The 20667-nt window shown below is 40.0% G+C and carries 23 protein-coding genes; 15 read left to right on the plus strand and 8 right to left on the minus strand.

Going from position 1 to position 20667, the window contains the following annotated elements; translation table 11 throughout:
* Window positions 1-6: 6 nt before the first annotated feature.
* Together dut and coaBC are read right to left on the minus strand one after the other, a co-directional pair.
* The gene (dut, locus tag E0709_RS02350; protein WP_132300140.1) at window positions 7-462 is read right to left on the minus strand and encodes a dUTP diphosphatase; all 456 of its coding nucleotides are present in this window, start codon (window positions 460-462) and stop codon (window positions 7-9) included.
* Window positions 449-1666, minus strand: a complete 1218-nt coding sequence (gene coaBC, locus E0709_RS02355) for a bifunctional phosphopantothenoylcysteine decarboxylase/phosphopantothenate--cysteine ligase CoaBC (RefSeq protein WP_132300142.1) — start codon at window positions 1664-1666, stop codon at window positions 449-451. The genes dut and coaBC overlap by 14 nt, the downstream gene beginning before the upstream one ends.
* Window positions 1667-1835: 169 nt before the next feature.
* Between coaBC and radC the strand changes: the two genes are divergently transcribed.
* The 5 genes from radC (at window position 1836) to metJ (ending at window position 4403) form a co-directional block, all read left to right on the plus strand.
* Entirely contained in the window at window positions 1836-2498 is a 663-nt protein-coding gene (gene radC, locus E0709_RS02360) for a RadC family protein (protein WP_228777407.1), read from the plus strand.
* Window positions 2499-2722: 224 nt separating this feature from the next.
* Window positions 2723-2959: a 50S ribosomal protein L28 gene (gene rpmB, locus E0709_RS02365; RefSeq protein WP_132300144.1), complete on the plus strand. Its 237-nt coding sequence runs from the start codon at window positions 2723-2725 to the stop codon at window positions 2957-2959.
* Window positions 2960-2970: 11 nt separating this feature from the next.
* On the plus strand, window positions 2971-3141 hold the full coding sequence (gene rpmG, locus E0709_RS02370; protein WP_005544948.1) for a 50S ribosomal protein L33: 171 nt from the start codon (window positions 2971-2973) through the stop codon (window positions 3139-3141).
* Window positions 3142-3212: 71 nt separating this feature from the next.
* Complete coding sequence (mutM, locus tag E0709_RS02375) at window positions 3213-4025, plus strand: bifunctional DNA-formamidopyrimidine glycosylase/DNA-(apurinic or apyrimidinic site) lyase (protein ID WP_132300146.1); 813 nt, start codon at window positions 3213-3215, stop codon at window positions 4023-4025.
* A gap of 60 nt (window positions 4026-4085) precedes the next feature.
* A complete protein-coding gene (metJ, locus tag E0709_RS02380; RefSeq protein WP_132300148.1) occupies window positions 4086-4403 on the plus strand; it encodes a met regulon transcriptional regulator MetJ in 318 nt (105 codons plus the stop codon).
* Here the strand turns inward: metJ and E0709_RS02385 are convergent, their stop codons facing one another.
* Genes E0709_RS02385 through rph form a run of 3 tightly spaced genes read right to left on the minus strand, consistent with a single transcriptional unit; the run spans window position 4404 to window position 7622 of the window.
* A complete protein-coding gene (locus tag E0709_RS02385) occupies window positions 4404-6218 on the minus strand; it encodes a monovalent cation:proton antiporter-2 (CPA2) family protein (protein WP_132300150.1) in 1815 nt (604 codons plus the stop codon).
* A 26-nt stretch (window positions 6219-6244) separates the two neighbouring features.
* Window positions 6245-6889 (minus strand): orotate phosphoribosyltransferase, encoded by a 645-nt coding sequence (gene pyrE, locus E0709_RS02390; protein ID WP_132300152.1) that lies wholly within the window; start codon window positions 6887-6889, stop codon window positions 6245-6247.
* A gap of 16 nt (window positions 6890-6905) precedes the next feature.
* Window positions 6906-7622: a ribonuclease PH gene (gene rph, locus E0709_RS02395; protein ID WP_132300154.1), complete on the minus strand. Its 717-nt coding sequence runs from the start codon at window positions 7620-7622 to the stop codon at window positions 6906-6908.
* 118 nt (window positions 7623-7740) lie between these two features.
* Here rph and E0709_RS02400 point away from each other — a divergent pair, with 118 nt between their 5' ends.
* Entirely contained in the window at window positions 7741-8604 is an 864-nt protein-coding gene (locus E0709_RS02400) for a YicC/YloC family endoribonuclease (RefSeq protein ID WP_132300156.1), read from the plus strand.
* A 3-nt stretch (window positions 8605-8607) separates the two neighbouring features.
* Window positions 8608-9432 (plus strand): CAF17-like 4Fe-4S cluster assembly/insertion protein YgfZ, encoded by an 825-nt coding sequence (gene ygfZ / locus E0709_RS02405; RefSeq protein ID WP_132300158.1) that lies wholly within the window; start codon window positions 8608-8610, stop codon window positions 9430-9432.
* A 109-nt stretch (window positions 9433-9541) separates the two neighbouring features.
* Here ygfZ and E0709_RS02410 read toward each other — a convergent pair whose 3' ends face one another.
* The gene (locus E0709_RS02410; protein WP_132300160.1) at window positions 9542-10765 is read right to left on the minus strand and encodes a prolyl oligopeptidase family serine peptidase; all 1224 of its coding nucleotides are present in this window, start codon (window positions 10763-10765) and stop codon (window positions 9542-9544) included.
* An 11-nt stretch (window positions 10766-10776) separates the two neighbouring features.
* Window positions 10777-11232 carry a tetratricopeptide repeat protein gene (locus E0709_RS02415; protein WP_132300162.1) on the minus strand — a complete coding sequence of 152 codons (456 nt, stop codon included), beginning with the start codon at window positions 11230-11232 and terminating at the stop codon, window positions 10777-10779.
* Window positions 11233-11422: 190 nt separating this feature from the next.
* On the opposite strand from E0709_RS02415, the gene pyrG reads away from it, so the two are divergent.
* The 8 genes from pyrG (at window position 11423) to gorA (ending at window position 19542) form a co-directional block, all read left to right on the plus strand.
* The gene (gene pyrG / locus E0709_RS02420; protein WP_132300164.1) at window positions 11423-13051 is read left to right on the plus strand and encodes a glutamine hydrolyzing CTP synthase; all 1629 of its coding nucleotides are present in this window, start codon (window positions 11423-11425) and stop codon (window positions 13049-13051) included.
* Between the two features lie 137 nt (window positions 13052-13188).
* Window positions 13189-14490, plus strand: a complete 1302-nt coding sequence (gene eno, locus E0709_RS02425) for a phosphopyruvate hydratase (RefSeq protein ID WP_132300166.1) — start codon at window positions 13189-13191, stop codon at window positions 14488-14490.
* 122 nt (window positions 14491-14612) lie between these two features.
* Window positions 14613-15281 (plus strand): amino acid ABC transporter permease, encoded by a 669-nt coding sequence (locus E0709_RS02430; protein WP_132300168.1) that lies wholly within the window; start codon window positions 14613-14615, stop codon window positions 15279-15281.
* Window positions 15282-15301: 20 nt separating this feature from the next.
* Window positions 15302-16090, plus strand: a complete 789-nt coding sequence (locus E0709_RS02435) for a transporter substrate-binding domain-containing protein (RefSeq protein ID WP_132300170.1) — start codon at window positions 15302-15304, stop codon at window positions 16088-16090.
* Window positions 16091-16095: 5 nt separating this feature from the next.
* A complete protein-coding gene (locus E0709_RS02440) occupies window positions 16096-17160 on the plus strand; it encodes an iron-containing alcohol dehydrogenase family protein (RefSeq protein ID WP_132300172.1) in 1065 nt (354 codons plus the stop codon).
* Between the two features lies 1 nt (window position 17161).
* Window positions 17162-17593: an OsmC family protein gene (locus E0709_RS02445; protein ID WP_132300174.1), complete on the plus strand. Its 432-nt coding sequence runs from the start codon at window positions 17162-17164 to the stop codon at window positions 17591-17593.
* A 45-nt stretch (window positions 17594-17638) separates the two neighbouring features.
* The gene (locus E0709_RS02450) at window positions 17639-18046 is read left to right on the plus strand and encodes a DUF2251 domain-containing protein (protein ID WP_132300176.1); all 408 of its coding nucleotides are present in this window, start codon (window positions 17639-17641) and stop codon (window positions 18044-18046) included.
* Between the two features lie 125 nt (window positions 18047-18171).
* Entirely contained in the window at window positions 18172-19542 is a 1371-nt protein-coding gene (gene gorA / locus E0709_RS02455; protein ID WP_132300178.1) for a glutathione-disulfide reductase, read from the plus strand.
* Between the two features lie 40 nt (window positions 19543-19582).
* On the opposite strand, the gene E0709_RS02460 is transcribed toward gorA, so the two are convergent.
* Window positions 19583-20626 carry a glycosyltransferase family 9 protein gene (locus E0709_RS02460; protein ID WP_132300180.1) on the minus strand — a complete coding sequence of 348 codons (1044 nt, stop codon included), beginning with the start codon at window positions 20624-20626 and terminating at the stop codon, window positions 19583-19585.
* Between the last annotated feature and the right edge of the window lie 41 nt (window positions 20627-20667).

Raw genomic sequence — 20667 nt, forward strand, 5'->3', positions numbered from 1 at the left:
CTCGCATTATTGTTTTCCTGAATGTCCAAAACCACCCTCACCACGGTCTGTTTGAGTAAATTCTTCCACAATATTAAATTCCGCCTGTAGCACTGGCACAAAAACTAATTGTGCAATACGATCGCCCACTTCAATTTTAAATGGTTGCTTACCACGATTCCATATAGAAACCATCAACGGTCCTTGATAATCGCTGTCAATTAACCCCACCAAGTTACCTAATACAATACCATGTTTATGCCCTAAACCTGAACGTGGTAAAATTACGGCAGCTAAATTCGGGTCAGCAATATAAATAGATAATCCGGTTGGAATTAATTGAGTTTCACCCGGTTGAATTTCAACACTTTGTTCAATTAATGCACGCAAATCTAACCCTGCGGAACCTATAGTAGCATAACTAGGGAACGGAAATTCGTTGCCAATACGGCGATCTAAAATTTTAACATCAATTTTTTTCATGTTCTTTTGCATGGTACCTCTCAACTATTTTATTGACTAATTGTTGCGCTAACTGCTGTTTACTGGTTTCAGGTAACTGTTCTGAGCCATTCTGCCAGAACAATTTTAACGCATTTTGCTCTGCCCCGAAAACCTGTCCATTCGACACATCATTCGCACAAATCATATCCAACTTTTTACGTAACAATTTATCTTGTGCATATTGCTCTACTTGTTGGGTTTCAGCCGCAAATCCTACGGTAAATGGACGATTTTCGGTTAAATGCCCCACATCAGATACAATATCTGGATTTTTCACCAAAGTAAGTTGCATTTCATTAGTAGATTTTTTGATTTTTTGTTCGGCAATGTCCGCTACTCGATAATCTGCTACTGCCGCACAGGCAATAAATATGTGATTTTTCACCGCACTTTCAAGGGCAATTTGCCACATTTGTTGAGCAGAAAGCACATTAATTCGATTAACCTTGCTTGGTGTGGGTAAATTAACGGGTCCACTAATTAACGTCACATTTGCCCCACGTTGAGCAAAAGCCCTTGCTATGGCAAAACCCATTTTCCCTGAACTATGATTACTAATATAACGTACAGGATCAATCGCTTCTTGCGTTGGACCAGCGGTAATCACAATATCTAAGCCAACTAAATCTGATGAACGAGAAAAATATTGCTCAACGGTGGCGAAAATTTCCTGTGGTTCTGACATTCGTCCCATCCCCACATCGCCACAGGCTTGTTCTCCACTGTTTGGACCGATAAATAAAATTCCACGTCGTTGTAAAGATTGAATATTTTGTTGTGTTATCACTTGGCGGTACATTTGCTGATTCATGGCAGGAGCTAACAAAATTGGCGCGGATGTGGCTAAACAAAGGGTAGAAAGTAGATCATTTGCCATGCCGACATTCAGTCGAGCAATAAAATCCGCACTCGCTGGTGCCACGACGACTAGCTCAGCCCATTTGGCTAATTCAATATGCCCCATCGCTAATTCCGCTTGTGGATCAAGCAGAGATTGTGCGACGGCATGACCTGAAATCGCTTGTAATGTTAAAGGTGTAACAAATTCGGCGGCGGCTGGGGTTAAAACTGTTCTCACTTCTGCTCCCGCTTTACGCAATAAGCGAATAAATTCAATGGTTTTATAAGCCGCAATACCACCGGTTATCCCCACTACGATTCGTTTATTTGGTAAATTTGCCATTGTTAGTCCTCTTTCACTTCTATTTGATCATTTTACTGCAATTTTAACGAATAAAACATAAGATTTTTTGATCTGTATTCCAAAACTCGCATAAATTTCTCGCCAAGCATGCTAAATTACTACAAAGTGAAATGCAATATGTTGAAAATTTATCATTTGGAATATAAGCATGAAAATGTCTCCTTTAATGCCCCGAGAAAAACTATTACAATTCGGTGCAACCGCGTTGACGGATGATGAACTGTTAGCTATTTTCTTACGTACTGGCATTAAAGGCTGTCCCGTAATGCAACTTTCCCGATCGGTAATACAGAATTTTGGTTCCTTGCGTGGTTTGATTTCTGCCAATCAAAAACAATTTTGTGCTTTCAAAGGTATTGGTATTACCCAGTTTATCCAACTACAAGCCAGCACCGAAATGACCAGACGTTATTTGTTAGAAGAAATTAAATTCTCCCATATTTTTAATCAGTCAGAAATCGTACGGCTATATTTGCAAGCGGAAATGGAACGCCATGAACGAGAAATCTTTCTAGTGTTATTTTTGAACAATCAGCATCAACTGATTAAACAAGAAGAAATGTTCTTAGGGTCTGTCAATTCTGCCAGTGTTTATCCGAGAGAAATCATTAAGACCGCCTTATATTGTAATGCTTCTGCTCTCATTCTGGCACACAACCACCCATCTGGTTTAGCCCAACCGAGTGATTCAGATTTTATCCTCACAAACAAAATTAAACAAGCCGCAGAATTCATGGAAATTCGCATTTTAGATCACTTTATTATCGGTAAGGGTTGCTATTTTTCCTTTGCTGAAAAGGGTTATTTATAGGATCCAACATTGGATCATTTTCACGAAGAAGCGAAAATCTTAGGTCTTTTTCGTAGAAAATGTATTTTTTCCTTGAGAAAGTCGAATTATGTGAGTATAATTCACAGCCTTTAATATAGTAAGCGGGTCGGCTACAGCGACCTGACGAGGTGGCTATCAAGGCTCTCCTTGAAATTGTATCCGAACCGTAAGCTCGAGCTTATATTTAATTATTGGAGTTTATTATGTCAAGAGTCTGTCAAGTAACAGGCAAGCGTCCAGCCGTTGGTAACAACCGCTCGCACGCATTGAATGCGACTAAACGTCGTTTTCTACCTAACTTACACACTCACCGTTTTTGGGTTGAGAGTGAAAACCGTTTCGTGACTTTACGCTTAACAGCGAAAGGAATGCGGATTATTGATAAAAAAGGCATTGATGCAGTTTTAGCTGACATTCGTGCTCGTGGCGAGAAAATCTAAGGAGCTAAAATATGGCAGCTAAAGGTGCTCGTGAGAAAATTAGATTAGTTTCCACTGCTGAAACTGGTCATTTCTACACAACAACAAAAAACAAACGTAATATGCCTGAGAAAATGGAAATCAAAAAATTTGATCCTGTGGTGCGTAAACACGTTGTTTATAAAGAAGCAAAAATCAAATAATTTGATTTTAAACAGAATGAAAGACCCGACTCGATCGGGTTTTTTTATAGGTAAATTTTAAGGAAAACAATATGCCCGAATTACCCGAAGTGGAAACCGCTAAAAATGGTATTGCGCCTTATCTTACGGGTTTTACCATTGAAAAAATTATTGTTCGGCAAACTAAATTACGCTGGCAAGTGTCGCCTGAATTAAGCCAGCTTTCTTTGGTCAAAATCACCGCACTTTCACGCCGTGCTAAATATTTGATTATCCATACCGAACAGGGGTTTATTATTGGTCATTTGGGTATGTCGGGTTCAGTGCGTATTGTGGAAAATAATGATCCCGTGGAAAAGCACGATCATCTTGATATGATAATGAATAACGGCAAAATCATGCGTTACAACGATCCTCGCCGTTTTGGGGCGTGGTTATGGACGGATAATTTAGATAATTTCCACTTGTTTATGAAACTCGGTCCTGAACCTCTTTCTGATCAATTTAGCGCCGATTATTTATTTAAAAAATCTCGTAAAAAACACACCGCACTTAAAGTCTTTCTAATGGATAATGCTGTTGTAGTAGGTGTTGGCAATATTTATGCCAACGAAGTGCTATTTCAATGTGGGCTGCACCCCCAAAAATTAGCGGGTACGATCACTAAAAAACAAGCAGAATTACTCGTCGCCACCATTAAAAAAGAGCTACAACGAGCCATTCAACAAGGCGGCACTACCCTAAAAGATTTTTTGCAACCTGACGGCAAACCCGGTTATTTTGCTCAAGAATTACAAATTTACGGCAAAGCAGGCAAAAACTGTCCAACGTGCGGTGCAAAAATTGAGAGTTTGCTCATCGGACAACGCAATAGTTTCTTTTGTACGAAGTGCCAGAAAAAATAGACAAAATAGAATATTGTGGATTAAAATACCCTTAGTTTTTGAAGTTATATAGGACAGATTATGGCGAACTGGAACGGCAAATACATCAGCCCTTATGCCGAACACGGTAAAAAGAGTGAACAGGTTAAAAAAATCACGGTATCCATTCCGATTAAAGTATTGGAAATTTTAACCAACGAACGCACGCGTCGCCAAATCAAAAACTTACGCCATGCCACCAACAGCGAATTACTATGCGAAGCCTTTTTACATGCGTTCACTGGTCAACCCCTCCCCACAGACGAAGATCTACTCAAAGATCGCAATAATGAAATTCCTGAAAATGCCAAAGATATTATGCGAGAGTTGGGGATTGATCCCGATGAGTGGGAATACTAGCTATCTTTCCCGTTGCAAAATCTGTTGAATCACCATCATGGTTTCCTGATCTTCTTCAATAATCACTTGTAGCATTTTTTCGTTTTCAAATTGACGTAAACTAGGGTCATAAGTTTCTGCCATGAGTTTTACCCCGTGGCGATTACGACCAAAAAATTCATTGCCAATTTCATGGACTTTATCTCTGTCTATCCCTAAGGCTTGTAGGGCTTGTTTACCTGCACGCAAGGCACTGTCAAAAGTTTCACGGACTTCAATATTGGATCCGGCACGGGTTAATTCAATGACATGAAAACGATCGTAGGCTCTGGCGATAATTTGGATATGCGGATTGATACTACGCACATGTTTGACAATTTGCGTGATTTTATTCGGATTATCTAAAGCTACAATCAATAATTTTGCCGTATCAATCCCAGCCCGCTTGAGCAAATCGGGATGGGTCGCATCACCAAAATAACTTTTAATGCCTAATTTTTTCATTTGTCCAATTAAAGCCACATCATATTCAATAATGGTGGGATTAAAGCCACAAGAACGTAGTAAGCGGTTAATCACCTGTCCAAAGCGACCTAGCCCAATTAAGATAATTTCATTTTGTTCGTCAATGGGATCATTTGGACGTTTATCTTGTTTGTGAAAACGTGGCGCAATAAATTTTTGGTGCAAAATAATAAATACGGGGGTAAGTACCATGGATAACACTACAATTGCCGTCATGTTTGCCTGCATTTCGGCACTGATTACATTTTGTAAAGCGGCAGTAGAAAATAATACAAAAGCAAACTCTCCTCCTTGTGCCATGACTACAGCACGATCCAAAGAATCTTCTTGATTAGAACCTGTTAGCCTTGCCACAACATAAATTACCAATCCTTTCATTAACATCATGGCAAACACGCCACCAATAATCAGTAGCCAATGTTCAAATACATAAACAAGATCCAAACTCATGCCTACGCCTAAGAAGAATAAACCGAGCAATAAGCCTTTGAACGGGTCAATATCCACTTCAAGTTGGTGGCGGAAACTGGAATTAGAGAGCAATACTCCGGCGATAAATGCCCCAATGGCTAAGGATAAACCGCTGGCTTCCATTAATAAGGCAGAGCCTAACACCACAAATAAGGCGACCGCGGTCATCAGTTCGCGAATTTTGGTTTGGGCGGAAATTCTAAACAGAGGGTTAAAGCCCCAAATTCCCGCCACAATTAATAATGCCAATGCGCCAATAGCAATGGCAATGGATTGCCAAAAAGGAGCTTGTGTGTTTAAAACTTGACTGCTTTCAGGGGCAAGAAAGCTTACGACAGCTAACAACGGTACGATCAGCAGATCTTCAAATAGCAAAACGGCAATAATGCGTTTGCCTCGATCTGATGTCATTTCGCCACGATCACTTAGGGTTTGCATCACCACCGCAGTTGAAGTTAATACGAAGCCAGAACCTGCAATAAATGCCACTTGCCAGCTGGCACCATAAAGCATGCCAAGGGATGTGAGAAACACAATGGCTACCAGAATTTGCAGACTACCCATACCGAAAATATATTTTCGCAAGCCCCATAAATGCTTAGGTTGCATTTCCAGCCCGATGAGAAACAAAAACATCACAACACCAAGCTCGGCTAAATGGATAATGGATTGGGGATCGTTAAACAGTTGTAAGCCGAATGGTCCAATAATTAAGCCAGCGGCTAAATAACCTAATACAGCACCCAATCCGATTTTCTTAAAAAAAGGAACGACTAAAATCGCTGCCCCCAATAGGGTAACTACACTAACTAATTGATTTGTACTGCCGACATCTGCCATCTTTCCCCCGTATTTTTCTTGCTGTTTTAAGCGACACCATATTGCTCACGATAGGCTTGCATACTAACTAAATATTGACGATATTGGCTATCTTGCGAAATAAAGGTAATTAAATCGTCCATATCAATAATAGACAAAATTTCACATTGATAATCCCGTTCTACTTCTTGAATTGCTGACAATTCGCCTTTGCCTTTTTCTTTGCGGTTTAATGCAATGACCACCGCACTTAGGCTTGCACCGTTGGCTGCAATGATATCCATGGCTTCACGAATTGCCGTACCTGCGGTAATGACGTCATCTACCAATAATACTTTGCCTTGCAATGGTGAACCGATCAAATTCCCCCCTTCACCATGATCTTTGGCTTCTTTGCGGTTAAAGCAAACGGGTTTATCTAAACCAAATTGATTAAACAACGCCACCGAAACCGTTGTGCCAATGGGGATCCCTTTATAAGCAGGTCCAAAAATTACATCATAAGCCAAGCCACTGGCTTGAATAGCTTGTGCATAAAATTCGCCTAAACGGGCTAAATCTGCTCCCGTGTTAAATAAGCCAGCATTGAAAAAATACGGGCTTTTTCTGCCTGACTTTAGGGTAAATTCACCGAAACGTAACACATTGCGACTTAAGGCAAATTGGATAAATTGTTGTTTGTAATCTTGCATATTTTTCACCGCACTTTTATTGATTTAACGCTTCTCGCTGAGCCACAAAAATCTGCTCACAACCCTGTTTGGCTAAATCTAACAAGCTCAATAATTCTTGATGAGAAAAAGGTTCACCCTCTGCGGTGCCTTGCACTTCGATCATTCGCCCGTCTTCCATCATCACCACATTCATATCGGTTTCGGCGTTGGAATCTTCTACATATTCCAAATCGCACACGGCTTCACCATTCACAATACCGACTGAAATCGCTGATACTAACCCTTTGATTGGACTGGCTTTTAAGGTACCATTTGCGACCAAACCGTTGACCGCATCAATTAACGCTACGCAAGCTCCAGTAATTGAAGCCGTGCGAGTGCCACCGTCTGCTTGAATAACATCACAATCAAGTGTAATAGAGCGTTCGCCTAGGGCTTCAAGATCGATCATGGCACGCAAAGAACGCGCAATTAAGCGTTGAATTTCCATGGTGCGACCGCCCTGTTTACCTTTTGCTGCTTCACGTTGCATACGACTATGGGTGGAACGTGGCAACATGCCGTATTCCGCCGTCACCCAACCTTGTCCCTGACCTTTGAGAAAACGAGGTACTGTTTCGTCCACACTGGCGGTACAAATCACTTTAGTTTCACCAAATTCCACTAATACTGAACCTTCGGCGTGTTTGGTGTAATGACGAGTAATTTTAATTGCACGAGGCGCATTATTGGCGCGGTTATTTGGACGCATGGTTTATTCCTTATTTTTGAAAAATTTAGTGGTTATTTTAACACGTAAAATGACAGAAACGAAATTTAACAGTACAATAAGAGTAGTAAATAGATATAACAAGTTAAAGGATAAAAATATGATTTACAGTATGACCGCTTTTGCTCGCTTTGAAATTAAAAAGGACTGGGGTGATGCCGTGTGGGAAATCCGCTCGGTAAATCAACGTTATTTGGAAAATTTCTTCCGTTTACCTGAACAATTTCGCGGCTTAGAAAACAGTTTACGTGAAAAACTTCGCCAAAATCTGACCCGTGGTAAAATTGAATGTAGCTTACGCATTGACACGAAAAAACAAACTGCGACAAGTTTGAATTTAAATCAAGAACTTACTAAGCAGGTGATTCAATCCTTAAAATGGATTAAAGCGCAAGCAGGCGAGGGGGAAATTAATTTAACTGATGTATTGCGTTATCCGGGAGTAGTGGAAACACCAGAACAGGATTTAGATGTTATCAGCCAAGATTTATTGAACGGTTTTGATCAACTCCTTACTGAATTTATCGCCATGCGGGGTCGTGAGGGAGATAAACTCAAAGATGTGATTGAGCAACGCTTGCAAGCTATTGGGGTGGAAGCCGATAAAGTGCGGGCAAAAATGCCGGAGATTTTGCAATGGCAACGAGATCGTTTACAACAACGTTTTGATGAAATTAAGCTACAAGCCGATCCGACACGTTTAGAGCAGGAAATGGTGTTGTTGGCACAACGTATTGATGTAGCAGAAGAATTAGATCGTTTGCAAATGCATATTAAGGAAACGGGGTCTATCCTGAGAAAAGGCGGCGCAGTAGGTCGTAAGCTCGATTTTATGATGCAAGAACTTAATCGTGAATCCAATACTTTGGCATCTAAATCAATTAACGCAGAAACCACCGCATCTGCCGTAGAACTTAAAGTGTTAATTGAACAAATGCGTGAACAAATTCAAAATTTGGAGTAGGCGATGGCGATAATTTCTCTTCAACAATACCGATTAATTGAGATTGTGGGCGTGGATGCGGAAAAATATTTACAAGGACAGCTTACTTGTGATGTAACTAAGTTAGCTGTCGGTGAAAGCACAATGACCGCCCATTGTGATCCTAAAGGCAAAATGACATCCGTGTTCCGTTTAATTCGAGTGGCAAATGACCAATTTTATACGGTTATTCATCATTCGCTATTACCAATAGGATTAGATCAGTTAAAAAAATATGCGGTATTTTCTAAAGTCACGTTTACCGAACTTAATTTTCCACTGGTTGGCTTAATTGACGAAGAGAGTGAATTTTCGGCTCAAATTGGTGTGAAATTTGCTAACCGCTGTATTTTGATCAACCCTGAAAGTGCGGTTCAATTTAATGCAGATTCTACACAATGGGATTTAGCCGATATTCAACAAGGCTATCCGATTTTAACTCATAAAACCCAAGGGGAATTTATTCCACAAGCCTTGAATTTACAGGTCATTGAGCAGGCGATTTCTTTCCAAAAAGGCTGTTATATCGGACAAGAAACGGTGGCTCGAGCTAAATATCGTGGCACAAATAAGCGCGCCATGTTTGCTTTTAACGCCGAAACGGATTTGACACCGGAACTTGGTAGTAGCATTGAAATGCAACTGGAAAGTGGTTGGCGAGCGACGGGTACAATTTTAAGCGCGGTGAATTTTAGTCATGTTTTGTGGTTGCAAGTGGTGCTAAGTAATGACATTACACCCGAACAGGTATTTCGCTTGCCTGATTCGGATGTAAGTTTGCAGTTGCAGGCGTTGCCTTATGAGCTCTAACCCTGCACTTTCGTACAGGGTTACAAATGGTTAGGATTCCTCGCATCTTTTCTAACTAGATCTACAGCTTAGCGTTATCACACCTAGCCTAGTACGCCAGTACTAGGTACTAATTCTCTTTCCGCTGACTAAACAACCATTCCTTAATCGCATCAATATTATAAGCCACACCCCAAGTTCCCATATGAGCCGCCCCTTTGTTTTGGGAGTTTTGTTCCAGTGGCAAGGTGCCACCCGTAAAGCTGGCATAATGAATATTACCCCCCTGAGCAAGCAACGCATTCACTTTTTCATTTAATTCCGTCACTGGTGCTTGAGCATTCCAGCCGTGGCTTTCTTTAACCGTCGCACCATTTTCAGCCAATACTTTCATAATCGCATTTTCCGTTGGAAAGGCTTTGGCATCATTTTCAGAAACTAACACAAAAATATTATTTTTTGCCATCGGAGCGGTAACACTCGGTTCCCACTGCCCTGCCACAATATAGCTGGCAGCAAAGAAATCAGGGTGTTTGATATTCATGGCGATAGACATCATCGCCCCGCCCGATTGCCCTGTGGTGTAAAGGCGGTTTTGGTCGATATTGTATTGTTTTGCCAAGGATTTAATTAAATTAATCGTTGGTTCAAGATCTTCAGGATCATCCGACTGATCATTGACAATTTGATGATCAAACTGCGGGGCAAGCACAAAGGCTTCATGTTTTGCTTGGAATGACGGGCTGGCAAAAGAAGTTGCTCCGTTGCCTTGTAATAAGGTATGTTTCACGTTGCTGTTGGTTGAACCCGCATCATGAATAAACATTACCAACGGATAGGATTTGTTCGGGTCATAATTTTTCGGTACAAATAAATTATATTTCACCACCACACCGCTTTGGTCTTTAAATTCCGCTTGTTGGAAATCGTCCACCACTTGATTAATTACTTTGCTACCGGTTAATTCGCTCGGTTTTACTTTGCCTGATTTACTGGCTAATGAATTGACTTGTTTTACTGTTAAGCTGATGTTACGTTCGGTGTAAGGGGCGGAACGATCATCGGGATCTTTTTCGGTAGTTGCCGCATCGACATCTTGCGGATCTAGTTCTAATACCACTTGGTTGGCACATTTTTGCTCGGTTAATTTAGCTTCTGTAATGGTACGATTCGTTACCGAAAAATCATTTTTTTGCACCGCAGTTAAGCACGTTTTTGCAGGGTAATTCACCACCGCTTGGGTGACTCGTTGACCTAACCCATTTGGCGTAGTGACGGCTATTACGCTTTCAATTTGAGCATACGCAGTGCTTGTCATTGCACAGGCAACACCGGTTAAAATTAATTTCTTCATAAAATTTCCTGTTATTTGCTTTGATCTAAACGTTTTAACGCATCCATCGCTGGTTGCGAAACATGATCACCACGAGCCGCAGATTTTTCATACCATTGTGTGGCAGTGGTGAGATTTTTTTCTACACCAATGCCATTTTCATATAAATAACCCAGCCAATATTGCGAAGTAATATCACCACGATTAGCGGCGGTGGAAAAAGCCTCAAATGCTTTAGTTGGAGATTTAGTGACACCTTCACCATTTAGATACATCAAGCCGATATAGCGAGATGCTTTCATATCGCCTTGTTCGGTGGCTTGTTGTAATAACGGCATGGCTTGAGTGAAAGATTGTTGTTTATATAGTTCTACGCCTTGCAGCATTACGGCTCGAGCTTGTTGTTGCCCTGGGGTATGAGTTGGTTGAGATACCGCACTGCAAGAAGCTAATAAAAGTGGAAAAATAAGATAGCTGTATCGTTTCATTAAATATTTACTCTATATTGAATTGTTGGTTTAATTAGGACTGTTAATTAGCTCAAAAGTTCTAGGATTATTTCTGCTATTTTAATAATAGTGAATTGAATTTCACCGCACTTTCTTGTACAATGTCTTCCCGTCCTGATACAACGTATCTCATTTATTTTTCACTATCAATCAAAACAAGATCTCACTTATGACAACCAATTATATTTTCGTAACAGGCGGTGTGGTTTCATCGTTAGGTAAAGGCATTGCAGCAGCGTCCTTAGCGGCCCTTTTAGAAGCTCGTGGCTTAAATGTCACCATTATGAAACTCGATCCTTATATTAATGTTGACCCCGGTACCATGTCGCCAACCCAACATGGCGAAGTGTTCGTGACCCAAGACGGTGCAGAAACCGATTTAGATTTAGGTCACTACGAACGTTTTATTCGTACCAAAATGACCAAACGCAACAATTTCACCACAGGTAAAATTTATTCCGAAGTATTACGCAAAGAACGCCGTGGTGATTATTTGGGGGCAACCATTCAGGTGATTCCGCATATTACCAATGAAATCAAAGCCCGTGTGATTGACGGTGCGGCAGGTCATGATGTGGCGATTATTGAAGTAGGCGGAACGGTGGGCGATATTGAATCTCTGCCATTTTTGGAATCTTTACGTCAACTTGCAGCGCAAGTAGGACGTGAACGAACCATGTTTATGCACTTAACGTTAGTACCTTATATTCCAACCGCCGGCGAAGTCAAAACCAAACCAACCCAACATTCGGTCAAAGAATTATTATCTATCGGGATTCAGCCTGATGTGTTAATTTGCCGTTCAGACCGTATGGTGCCGAGTAATGAGAGGGCTAAAATAGCGTTATTCTGTAATGTGCCAGAAAAAGCGGTAATTTCCTTAAAAGATGTGGATTCTATTTATCAAATTCCGGCGTTATTACAATCGCAAGGTTTAGATGATTTCGTCTGCAAGCGTTTCCATTTAGATTGCAAACCAGCAGATTTATCGGAATGGGAGCAAGTATTGTATCGCCAAGCCAATCCAACGGGTGAAGTCACCATCGGTATGGTGGGTAAATATGTGGAATTGCCTGATGCTTATAAATCTGTCAATGAAGCTTTAAAACATGCGGGGTTAACTAATCGTTTAACGGTCAACATTAAGTATATTGACTCGCAAGATGTGGAAACCAGAGGGGTGGAAGTATTGAAAGGCGTGGACGGTATTTTAGTACCGGGTGGGTTTGGTTATCGTGGTGTTGAGGGTAAAATTCTCACCGCTCAATATGCTCGAGAAAACAATATTCCTTACTTAGGCATTTGCTTAGGTATGCAAGTCGCACTGATTGAATATGCTCGTCATGTGGCTGGATTAACGCAAGCGAACTCTTCTGAATTTGATCAAGCCTGTCCACAACCAGTAGTCGGTTTAATTACCGAATGGCAAGATGCCACGGGACAAGTGGAAACCCGTACTGATAAATCCGATTTAGGTGGCACCATGCGTTTAGGATCGCAACAATGTCATTTAGTGGATGGTTCTAAAGCGCGTGAGCTTTATGGCAAAGAAACTATTGAAGAACGTCACCGTCACCGTTATGAAGTGAACAATACCTTATTACCACAAATTGAAAAAGCAGGCTTAAAAGTGACAGGCTTAAGTGCGGATAAAAAATTAGTTGAGATTATTGAAGTACCAAATCACCCTTGGTTTGTGGCTTGTCAATTCCACCCAGAATTTACATCCACACCACGAGATGGACACCCATTATTTGCTGGTTTCGTGAAAGCGGCGAAAGAAAATCAGCAAAACTAAGATAAAACTTGATACTAGATCAAATTATTGTGATTTTTTGCAAGACAAATGCTACAAAGATCTATACCATATCGGAATAGTTTGAATAGTTTTAAAAAGACGAATTTTTAGATTAACTTAATAGAAGGAAAACAAAAATGGCAAAAATCGTTAAAGTAATCGGTCGTGAAATCATTGACTCACGCGGTAACCCAACTGTTGAAGCAGAAGTTCACTTAGAAGGTGGTTATGTTGGTTTAGCAGCGGCTCCATCTGGTGCATCAACAGGGTCTCGTGAAGCCTTAGAATTACGTGACGGTGACAAGGCACGTTTCTTAGGTAAAGGCGTATTAAAAGCAGTTTCTGCAGTCAATAACGAAATTGCTAAAGCAGTTATCGGTAAAGATGCATTAAATCAAGCTGAAATCGACCAAATCATGATCGATTTAGACGGTACTGACAACAAATCAAAATTCGGTGCAAACGCTATTTTAGCCGTATCTTTAGCCAACGCCAAAGCCGCAGCAGCAGCGAAAGGTTTACCACTTTACGCTCACATTGCAGAACTTAATGGCACACCGGGTCAATATTCTATGCCATTACCAATGATGAACATCATCAATGGTGGTGAACACGCTGACAACAACGTGGATATTCAAGAATTTATGATTCAACCAGTGGGTGCCAAAACCTTACGTGAAGCATTACGTATCGGTGCGGAAGTATTCCACAACCTTGCTAAAGTATTAAAAGGCAAAGGTTTAAGCACCGCAGTGGGTGATGAGGGCGGTTTCGCACCTAACCTAGAATCTAACGCAGCAGCACTTGCTTGTATCAAAGAAGCGGTAGAAAAAGCAGGTTATGTGTTAGGTAAAGATGTTACATTGGCGATGGACTGTGCGTCATCTGAGTTCTACAACAAAGACAACGGTTTATACGAAATGAAAGGTGAGGGCAAGACATTCACTTCACAAGAATTCACCCATTACCTTGAAAACTTAACTAAAGAATATCCAATCGTATCAATCGAAGATGGTCAAGATGAATCAGACTGGGAAGGTTTCGCCTACCAAACTAAAGTATTGGGCGACCGTGTTCAATTAGTGGGTGATGACTTATTCGTCACCAACACCAAGATCTTAAAAGAAGGTATCGAAAAAGGTATCGCAAACTCAATCTTAATCAAATTCAACCAAATCGGTTCATTAACTGAAACCTTAGCCGCAATTAAAATGGCGAAAGATGCAGGTTACACCGCAGTTATCTCTCACCGTTCAGGCGAAACCGAAGATGCCACTATCGCAGATTTAGCAGTGGGTACCGCGGCAGGTCAAATTAAAACAGGTTCAATGAGCCGTTCAGACCGTATTGCGAAATACAACCAATTAATCCGTATCGAAGAAGCATTGGGCGACAAAGCGCCGTTCTTAGGCTTAAAAGCGGTGAAAGGTCAGGCGTAATTCGCGTTGATTTAGATTAAAAAATCTTAAATTTTGTACCGCACTTTGGCTTTGATAAGAAAAAGTGCGGTATTTTTTTGAAAAATTTTGACTCAAATGAATTATTACTCCGGGAGAGTATAATGAATTTCCAATTTAGCTATTTTGTTGAAGTAATACCGAAAGTGGCTCGTCACCTAGATATTACGCTACAACTCACGCTTACTGCGGCAATTATTGCTTTGATTTTTGGTACTGTACTTGCTGTAATCCGTTACTACAAAATCCCCATTTTTTATCAACTTGCCAGCATTTATATTTTTATAATGCGTGGTACGCCTGTTGTGGTTCAGCTATATTTTTTCTATTTTGGTTTGGCTACAGCCTCTAATATTGTAAGAGAAATGCAGCCTGTCACAGCAGTAGCGATAGTGATGAGTCTTAATATTTCTGCTTTTATGTCGGAAAGTATGCGAGGCGCATTGCTTTCTGTGGATGATGGACAAAAACAAGCAGGTTATGCGTTAGGCATGTCACATGCTTTAGTGATTCGTCGTATTGTATTGCCACAAGCCTTTCGAATAGCATTGCCTGCTTTATTCAATGATATTATTAATTTGATTAAAATGTCATCACTGGCATTTATGCTTGGTATTTTAGATGTGATGGGCGCAGCTAAAGTCGAGGGGTCGCAAACTTTTCGTTATTTTGAAATTTATGCTGCGGTCATGTTAATTTATCTTGCCGTGATAGCTTTCTGTTCTTTTATTCATAAATATTTAGAGAAAAAATATAGTCGAGCCTACGGCTAATAATTATATTGGAGAAAATAATGAAAAAATTAAATAAAATCTTATTCACTACTGCTGTGCTAGGATCTGCCATTGGCTTATCAAATCAAGTATTAGCAGAAACCCGTACAGTTACCATTGTCACTTCGGGTACATCAATGTCCTATTCTATGCTTGATGCTGATGGTAATTGGACGGGCGTTGATGCGGAACTTTGGGCTGTCATTGCTAAACGTAAAGATTGGAAACTGAATGTCAAACGAACAACTTTTGATGCGATTTTTGGTGAACTTGATGCGGGACGTGCGGATGTGGCTTCTAATGCTTTTGCAGTGAAGCCAGAACGGGTAAATAAATATTATCCATCAATCCCTTATTATGGCGATGCTCAAGCGGTGATCGTAAAAGGTGATAATCAAACCATTACTAAACTCATTGATTTAAAAGGCAAGAAAATCGGTGTAACCAATGGTCAAGCGGCACAAACAATTATCAATGAAATGCAGCCCAGCTATGGTTTTGAACAAGTTATTTATGAAAGTTCAGATAATGGTTTAATGGAAATGGTATTAGGGCGAATTGATGCTCAAGCTTGTGCCGTGTCAACAGCAAACCAATTTGCGGAACGAACAGGTAACAACATTCGGATTTTAGATGAAAAATTGCGCGCCAATAATGTGGCATTCTTTTTCCCGAAAACCGAACAAGGGATGGCTTTGCGTGATGAAATTAACCAAGAAATTACCGCACTTTTACAAGATGGTACAATTGCTAAAATCACTGAAAAATATTTAGGTGCAGATATGACGAAACTTATTATTAATGAGTAAAAATAATGGATTTACGCAGTATTAGCCGTGGCATAGGGCAATTTATTTGCAATCAAGGGGCATTGAGCATGCTCAATGCCAAATTAACTTCCTTTGTTAATCCTGTTTTCTTAACAGGGCAAAAAGCCTACGCAGCTTTTTCTTCATTTTATCAATCGGAGAAAGATTATCCCTGTTATTTTTATGATGGCAGTTGTTCTCATGAAAATATTGAGTATTTAGCCAACAGTTTACCCATTGATTGTGATTGTATTGTGGCAATTGGAGGAGGAAAATTGATTGATACCGCAAAATCTGTGGCAAATCGATTAAATGTGGAATATATTACCGTACCAACATTGCTTAGCACCTGTGCCGCCTATACCCCCTTATCTATTATTTATCAATCAGATGGAAGAATTAAACAAGGTGAACATTATGAACGCGCTGCTTACTTATGTTTAGCAGATCTTGATTTATTGGTTCATTCTCCAAAATCTTATTTACTTGATGGGATTGGGGATACGTTGGCTAAATGGTATGAAGCTAATGCTGCTGTAGCAAACTTGACAGATGATGTGCCTGTTTTCGTGCAGGCAGCATTGCAAATGGCGAAATTGATTCAACAAGTTTTGTTAAATGAAACTGATGCAGCCATTGCCTCACTCACATCTCATCAAGTGACACCTGCTTTCAAACATATCGTGGAAACCATTATTGGACTAGGCGGTATGGTGGGGGGATTAGCGGGGCGAAAAGCTCGTGTCGCAGGGGCACATGCGATTCATGATGGCATGTCGCAATTTCCACAAACGCATCAATATGGTCATGGTATCAAAGTGGCTTATGGTATATTAGTGCAGTTAGCAGCAGAGAAAAAAATGACTGAAATTGAAGAATTACTGCCATTTTTTACCAAGTATCAATTTATACATCGCTTACAAGATTTCGGTATTCATGAGAATTTAACCGAAGTTATGCAACAAATTGCTGAAATTGCTTGTGGCGATGGACAAACATTTCGCTTGGCTGTGCCAAATTGTACAGTTGCGCAAGTAGTGGAAGCGATGCAATACGTGGAGAACTTATAATATGACAGAAGATAAATTAACCTTAACACTCCCATCTGGGTTTATCACCAAAGTACAAGTGGGAGAATTTACTTTACTCACCGATTACCCGAAAGATCGTGGGGGGAGTGGTATTGCTCTGAATCCTTGGCGACTTTTTCTTGCTGCGATGTTATCTTGCCATGGCGTCAATTTAGCGAAATATTGTTATCAACAAGGGTTGGATTATAGCCAAATTGAAGTGAATTTAATCCCGTTAGTGGAAGATTGTAAAACCGATGAATTTCCTGAGTATCAAATTCATGTTCGTTTGCCACCTGATTTTCCTAGCGAGCATATTCAACCTATGGTAGATTTTTTTACTGATTGCCCCGTAGCTAATCATTTGGTGAAATTAAAACCTATTTTAAAAACATTTGTAAATGGCAAATTAATCTGTACACATGCTAGATAAAAAATAAAAATTTGCTAAGGAAATACTGCATTTTAAGGAGAACACATGTTACATTTAGTTTTAGAAGATAAACATCTTATCGGTCAAAAAAAGCATTTCGGTGCTCACTCTACCGTTTATGATCATTTAGTGGTGATGTTTGAAGACGATGGTGAAACCGGTTATTTTTATGCCATGGATTTAAATAACCAACAACAACCTATTGTGGATAGTTTGTATGTTTATGGTGTGGACAGTATTGAAGGTAAGCATGAAGCCCGTCAGTTTCAAATTTGTTGGTCAGAAGATGGTAAGCAAGCCTTTTTGTTAGTTAACGGTTATCCGCACGCCAGTTTTGATTACACCAGATTAGTGGGTTATAACCATAGTAAATTCCCCATGCCTGAAATTACCAGTATGTGGTCGCATGAAGAAATTACTGATAAATTAGTGGCAGAGTGGTTAAAAGTTTAATATTAAATTAACCGTTATACATTGATAAAACCGATTATAATAATTTATGTGATCAGTTTGCTCATCATGATATTTTTAGCCAAAATAACAATTATTCCCCTTAAAAAGATAAAAGGAAAGCAGTTATGACAAAACATTATGATTATTTAGCTATCGGTGGCGGTAGTGGTGGGATTGCCTCGATTAACCGTGCGGCGAGTTATGGTAAAAAATGTGCGATTATTGAAGCAAAACACTTAGGTGGCACTTGTGTTAATGTCGGTTGTGTACCGAAAAAAGTGATGTTCTATGGTGCGCAAGTCGCCGAAGCGATTCATCATTATGCCCCTGATTATGGCTTTGATGTGAACGTCAATAAATTCGATTTTTCAAAATTAGTTGAAAGCCGTCAAGCCTATATCGGTCGTATTCATACCTCATACGGTAATGTGTTAGGTAAAAATAATGTAGATGTGTTAAACGGCTTTGCTAAATTTGTCGATGCTAAAACCATTGAAGTCAGTTATGCAGATGGTTCAAGCGAACAAGTTAGCGCTGATCATATTTTAATTGCTACGGGTGGTCGTCCGAGCATTCCAAAGCTAAAAGGCGCAGAATATGGCATCACTTCGGATGGTGTGTTTGCCTTAACGGCATTACCAAAATCCGTTGCGATTGTAGGGGCAGGTTATATTGCGGTAGAACTGGCTGGTGTATTGAATAGCTTTGGTGTCGAAACCCATTTATTTGTACGTCAACATGCGCCATTACGTACTCAAGATCCATTAATCGTAGAAACCTTATTAGAAGTGTTAGCACAAGATGGCATTCAATTACATACTCAGGCTATTCCTGAAGAAGTGATGAAAAATGCAGACGGCACGTTGACCTTGAAACTTAAAGACGGTCGTGAAAGCACGGTAGAAAGTCTGATATGGGCGATTGGTCGTGAACCCGCAACCGATGTGATTAATTTACAAGCTACTGGTGTGGCAACTAATGAATGTGGTTTTATTAAAGTGGATAAATTCCAAAATACCAATGTACCGAACATCTATGCGGTAGGTGATATTATTGAAGGGGGTATTGAATTAACGCCTGTGGCAGTAGCGGCTGGTCGTCGTTTATCTGAACGTTTATTTAACAATAAACCAAACGAACATTTGGATTACAATCTTGTGCCGACGGTGATATTTAGCCATCCACCAATTGGTACGATCGGCTTAACTGAACCACAAGCGATTGAGCAATATGGTGCAGAAAATGTTAAAGTGTATAAATCATCATTTACTGCAATGTACACCGCGGTTACTCAACACCGCCAACCTTGCCGCATGAAACTGGTTTGTGTTGGTCAAGAAGAAAAAGTGGTGGGCTTACACGGTATTGGTTTTGGGGTAGATGAAATGATTCAAGGTTTTGCGGTAGCCATTAAAATGGGTGCAACTAAAGCCGATTTTGATAACACCGTTGCCATTCACCCGACAGGTTCGGAAGAATTTGTCACCATGCGTTAACATCATTCTAAGGCTAGCAACACGTTCTATTTTGCTAGCCTTAATTTTGCTTTTCCACGCCCCATTGTTGTTGCATAAATGGAATAATTTTTTTTAAACAATCCTGAATGGGAATGACAGTTAAATTTTTTTCCACCTCTTTGCGAAAAGGCGGGCAAAAAGCAATATGACGATCTGGTTGATTAATTGGTCGCCAGCGACGTGGGATAGCAGATAAACGGCTTGGGTAAAAACCAATTGTCGGAATATTCAATGCGCCACAAATATGTAATGGACCTGTCGATCCCGCAATAAATAAATCTGCACAAGCTAAGGAATGAGTAAAATCTTGCAGACCATTATTTTGGTCGTAAATAACAATATTTTTGTTACTCACCATTTCTGCTAATTGATGAGCCTTTTCACTTTCGTTTGGACCCGCAGTTAGCACAATATGACAATCAAATTCTGCTAAAATCCCATGAATTAATTCTACATACTGATTTAACGATAAACTATTTGCTGAGCCCCCTGTACCACTATGTACAAACAGCCATTTCTTACTTTGATCAATATTTAGTTGCTGACTTAATAAAATTCGCTGATTTTGCACCGCAGTTTTAGCTAGTACTAAATAAGGAGGTTGTGGTTCAACTACAGTAATTTTATGATCTTTTAAAAATTGGCGCGCTAAATCCATATTATATTCAAACTCTGCCTTTTCCGAACGAGAACGGCGTTGTGTTAGGCGATGGTTATATAAAAATTGAAATAATTTCGTGGCGGGCGCAAGACGATATTTTATACCAGATTGCCATGTTAGTTTAGCGTTATACCAATCAGACACAAAACTAATTACGGCATCAAATCTTGTTGTTTTAATGTGGCTTAAAGTGCGGTGAAATTCTACAGAATTTTTTTTATCTTTACTGTCAATAATGATATTGTCAATATAAGGGCAAAGTTGTGCTAAAGGGGCGGTGTAATTAGGTACTAAAGCAGTAATTTTGATATTCGGTTCAGACTGTTTGATTAACGCTAACGCAGGGAAAATCAGCATAAAATCGCCGATTTTATCATTGCGAATAACAAGAAGATGTTGCATAGGGCTTTCCTAAAAGATTGTTTAGATTATTATAAACCTAA

The organism is Lonepinella koalarum, from assembly GCF_004565475.1.
GTDB lineage: Bacteria > Pseudomonadota > Gammaproteobacteria > Enterobacterales > Pasteurellaceae > Lonepinella > Lonepinella koalarum.

Bases quoted from the DNA above. Each gene is read 5' to 3' on its own strand.
- ygfZ (WP_132300158.1), top strand. From the start codon at position 8,608: ATGGCGATAATTTCTCTTCAACAATACCGATTAATTGAGATTGTGGGC.
- pyrG (WP_132300164.1), top strand. From the start codon at position 11,423: ATGACAACCAATTATATTTTCGTAACAGGCGGTGTGGTTTCATCGTTA.
- E0709_RS02430 (WP_132300168.1), top strand. From the start codon at position 14,613: ATGAATTTCCAATTTAGCTATTTTGTTGAAGTAATACCGAAAGTGGCT.
- E0709_RS02440 (WP_132300172.1), top strand. From the start codon at position 16,096: ATGGATTTACGCAGTATTAGCCGTGGCATAGGGCAATTTATTTGCAAT.
- E0709_RS02415 (WP_132300162.1), bottom strand. From the start codon at position 11,232: ATGAAACGATACAGCTATCTTATTTTTCCACTTTTATTAGCTTCTTGC.
- E0709_RS02460 (WP_132300180.1), bottom strand. From the start codon at position 20,626: ATGCAACATCTTCTTGTTATTCGCAATGATAAAATCGGCGATTTTATG.
- metJ (WP_132300148.1), top strand. From the start codon at position 4,086: ATGGCGAACTGGAACGGCAAATACATCAGCCCTTATGCCGAACACGGT.
- rpmG (WP_005544948.1), top strand. From the start codon at position 2,971: ATGGCAGCTAAAGGTGCTCGTGAGAAAATTAGATTAGTTTCCACTGCT.
- E0709_RS02410 (WP_132300160.1), bottom strand. From the start codon at position 10,765: ATGAAGAAATTAATTTTAACCGGTGTTGCCTGTGCAATGACAAGCACT.
- mutM (WP_132300146.1), top strand. From the start codon at position 3,213: ATGCCCGAATTACCCGAAGTGGAAACCGCTAAAAATGGTATTGCGCCT.
- rph (WP_132300154.1), bottom strand. From the start codon at position 7,622: ATGCGTCCAAATAACCGCGCCAATAATGCGCCTCGTGCAATTAAAATT.
- E0709_RS02450 (WP_132300176.1), top strand. From the start codon at position 17,639: ATGTTACATTTAGTTTTAGAAGATAAACATCTTATCGGTCAAAAAAAG.
- E0709_RS02435 (WP_132300170.1), top strand. From the start codon at position 15,302: ATGAAAAAATTAAATAAAATCTTATTCACTACTGCTGTGCTAGGATCT.
- E0709_RS02385 (WP_132300150.1), bottom strand. From the start codon at position 6,218: ATGGCAGATGTCGGCAGTACAAATCAATTAGTTAGTGTAGTTACCCTA.
- gorA (WP_132300178.1), top strand. From the start codon at position 18,172: ATGACAAAACATTATGATTATTTAGCTATCGGTGGCGGTAGTGGTGGG.
- E0709_RS02445 (WP_132300174.1), top strand. From the start codon at position 17,162: ATGACAGAAGATAAATTAACCTTAACACTCCCATCTGGGTTTATCACC.
- radC (WP_228777407.1), top strand. From the start codon at position 1,836: ATGAAAATGTCTCCTTTAATGCCCCGAGAAAAACTATTACAATTCGGT.
- coaBC (WP_132300142.1), bottom strand. From the start codon at position 1,666: ATGGCAAATTTACCAAATAAACGAATCGTAGTGGGGATAACCGGTGGT.
- pyrE (WP_132300152.1), bottom strand. From the start codon at position 6,889: ATGCAAGATTACAAACAACAATTTATCCAATTTGCCTTAAGTCGCAAT.
- dut (WP_132300140.1), bottom strand. From the start codon at position 462: ATGAAAAAAATTGATGTTAAAATTTTAGATCGCCGTATTGGCAACGAA.
- rpmB (WP_132300144.1), top strand. From the start codon at position 2,723: ATGTCAAGAGTCTGTCAAGTAACAGGCAAGCGTCCAGCCGTTGGTAAC.
- E0709_RS02400 (WP_132300156.1), top strand. From the start codon at position 7,741: ATGATTTACAGTATGACCGCTTTTGCTCGCTTTGAAATTAAAAAGGAC.
- eno (WP_132300166.1), top strand. From the start codon at position 13,189: ATGGCAAAAATCGTTAAAGTAATCGGTCGTGAAATCATTGACTCACGC.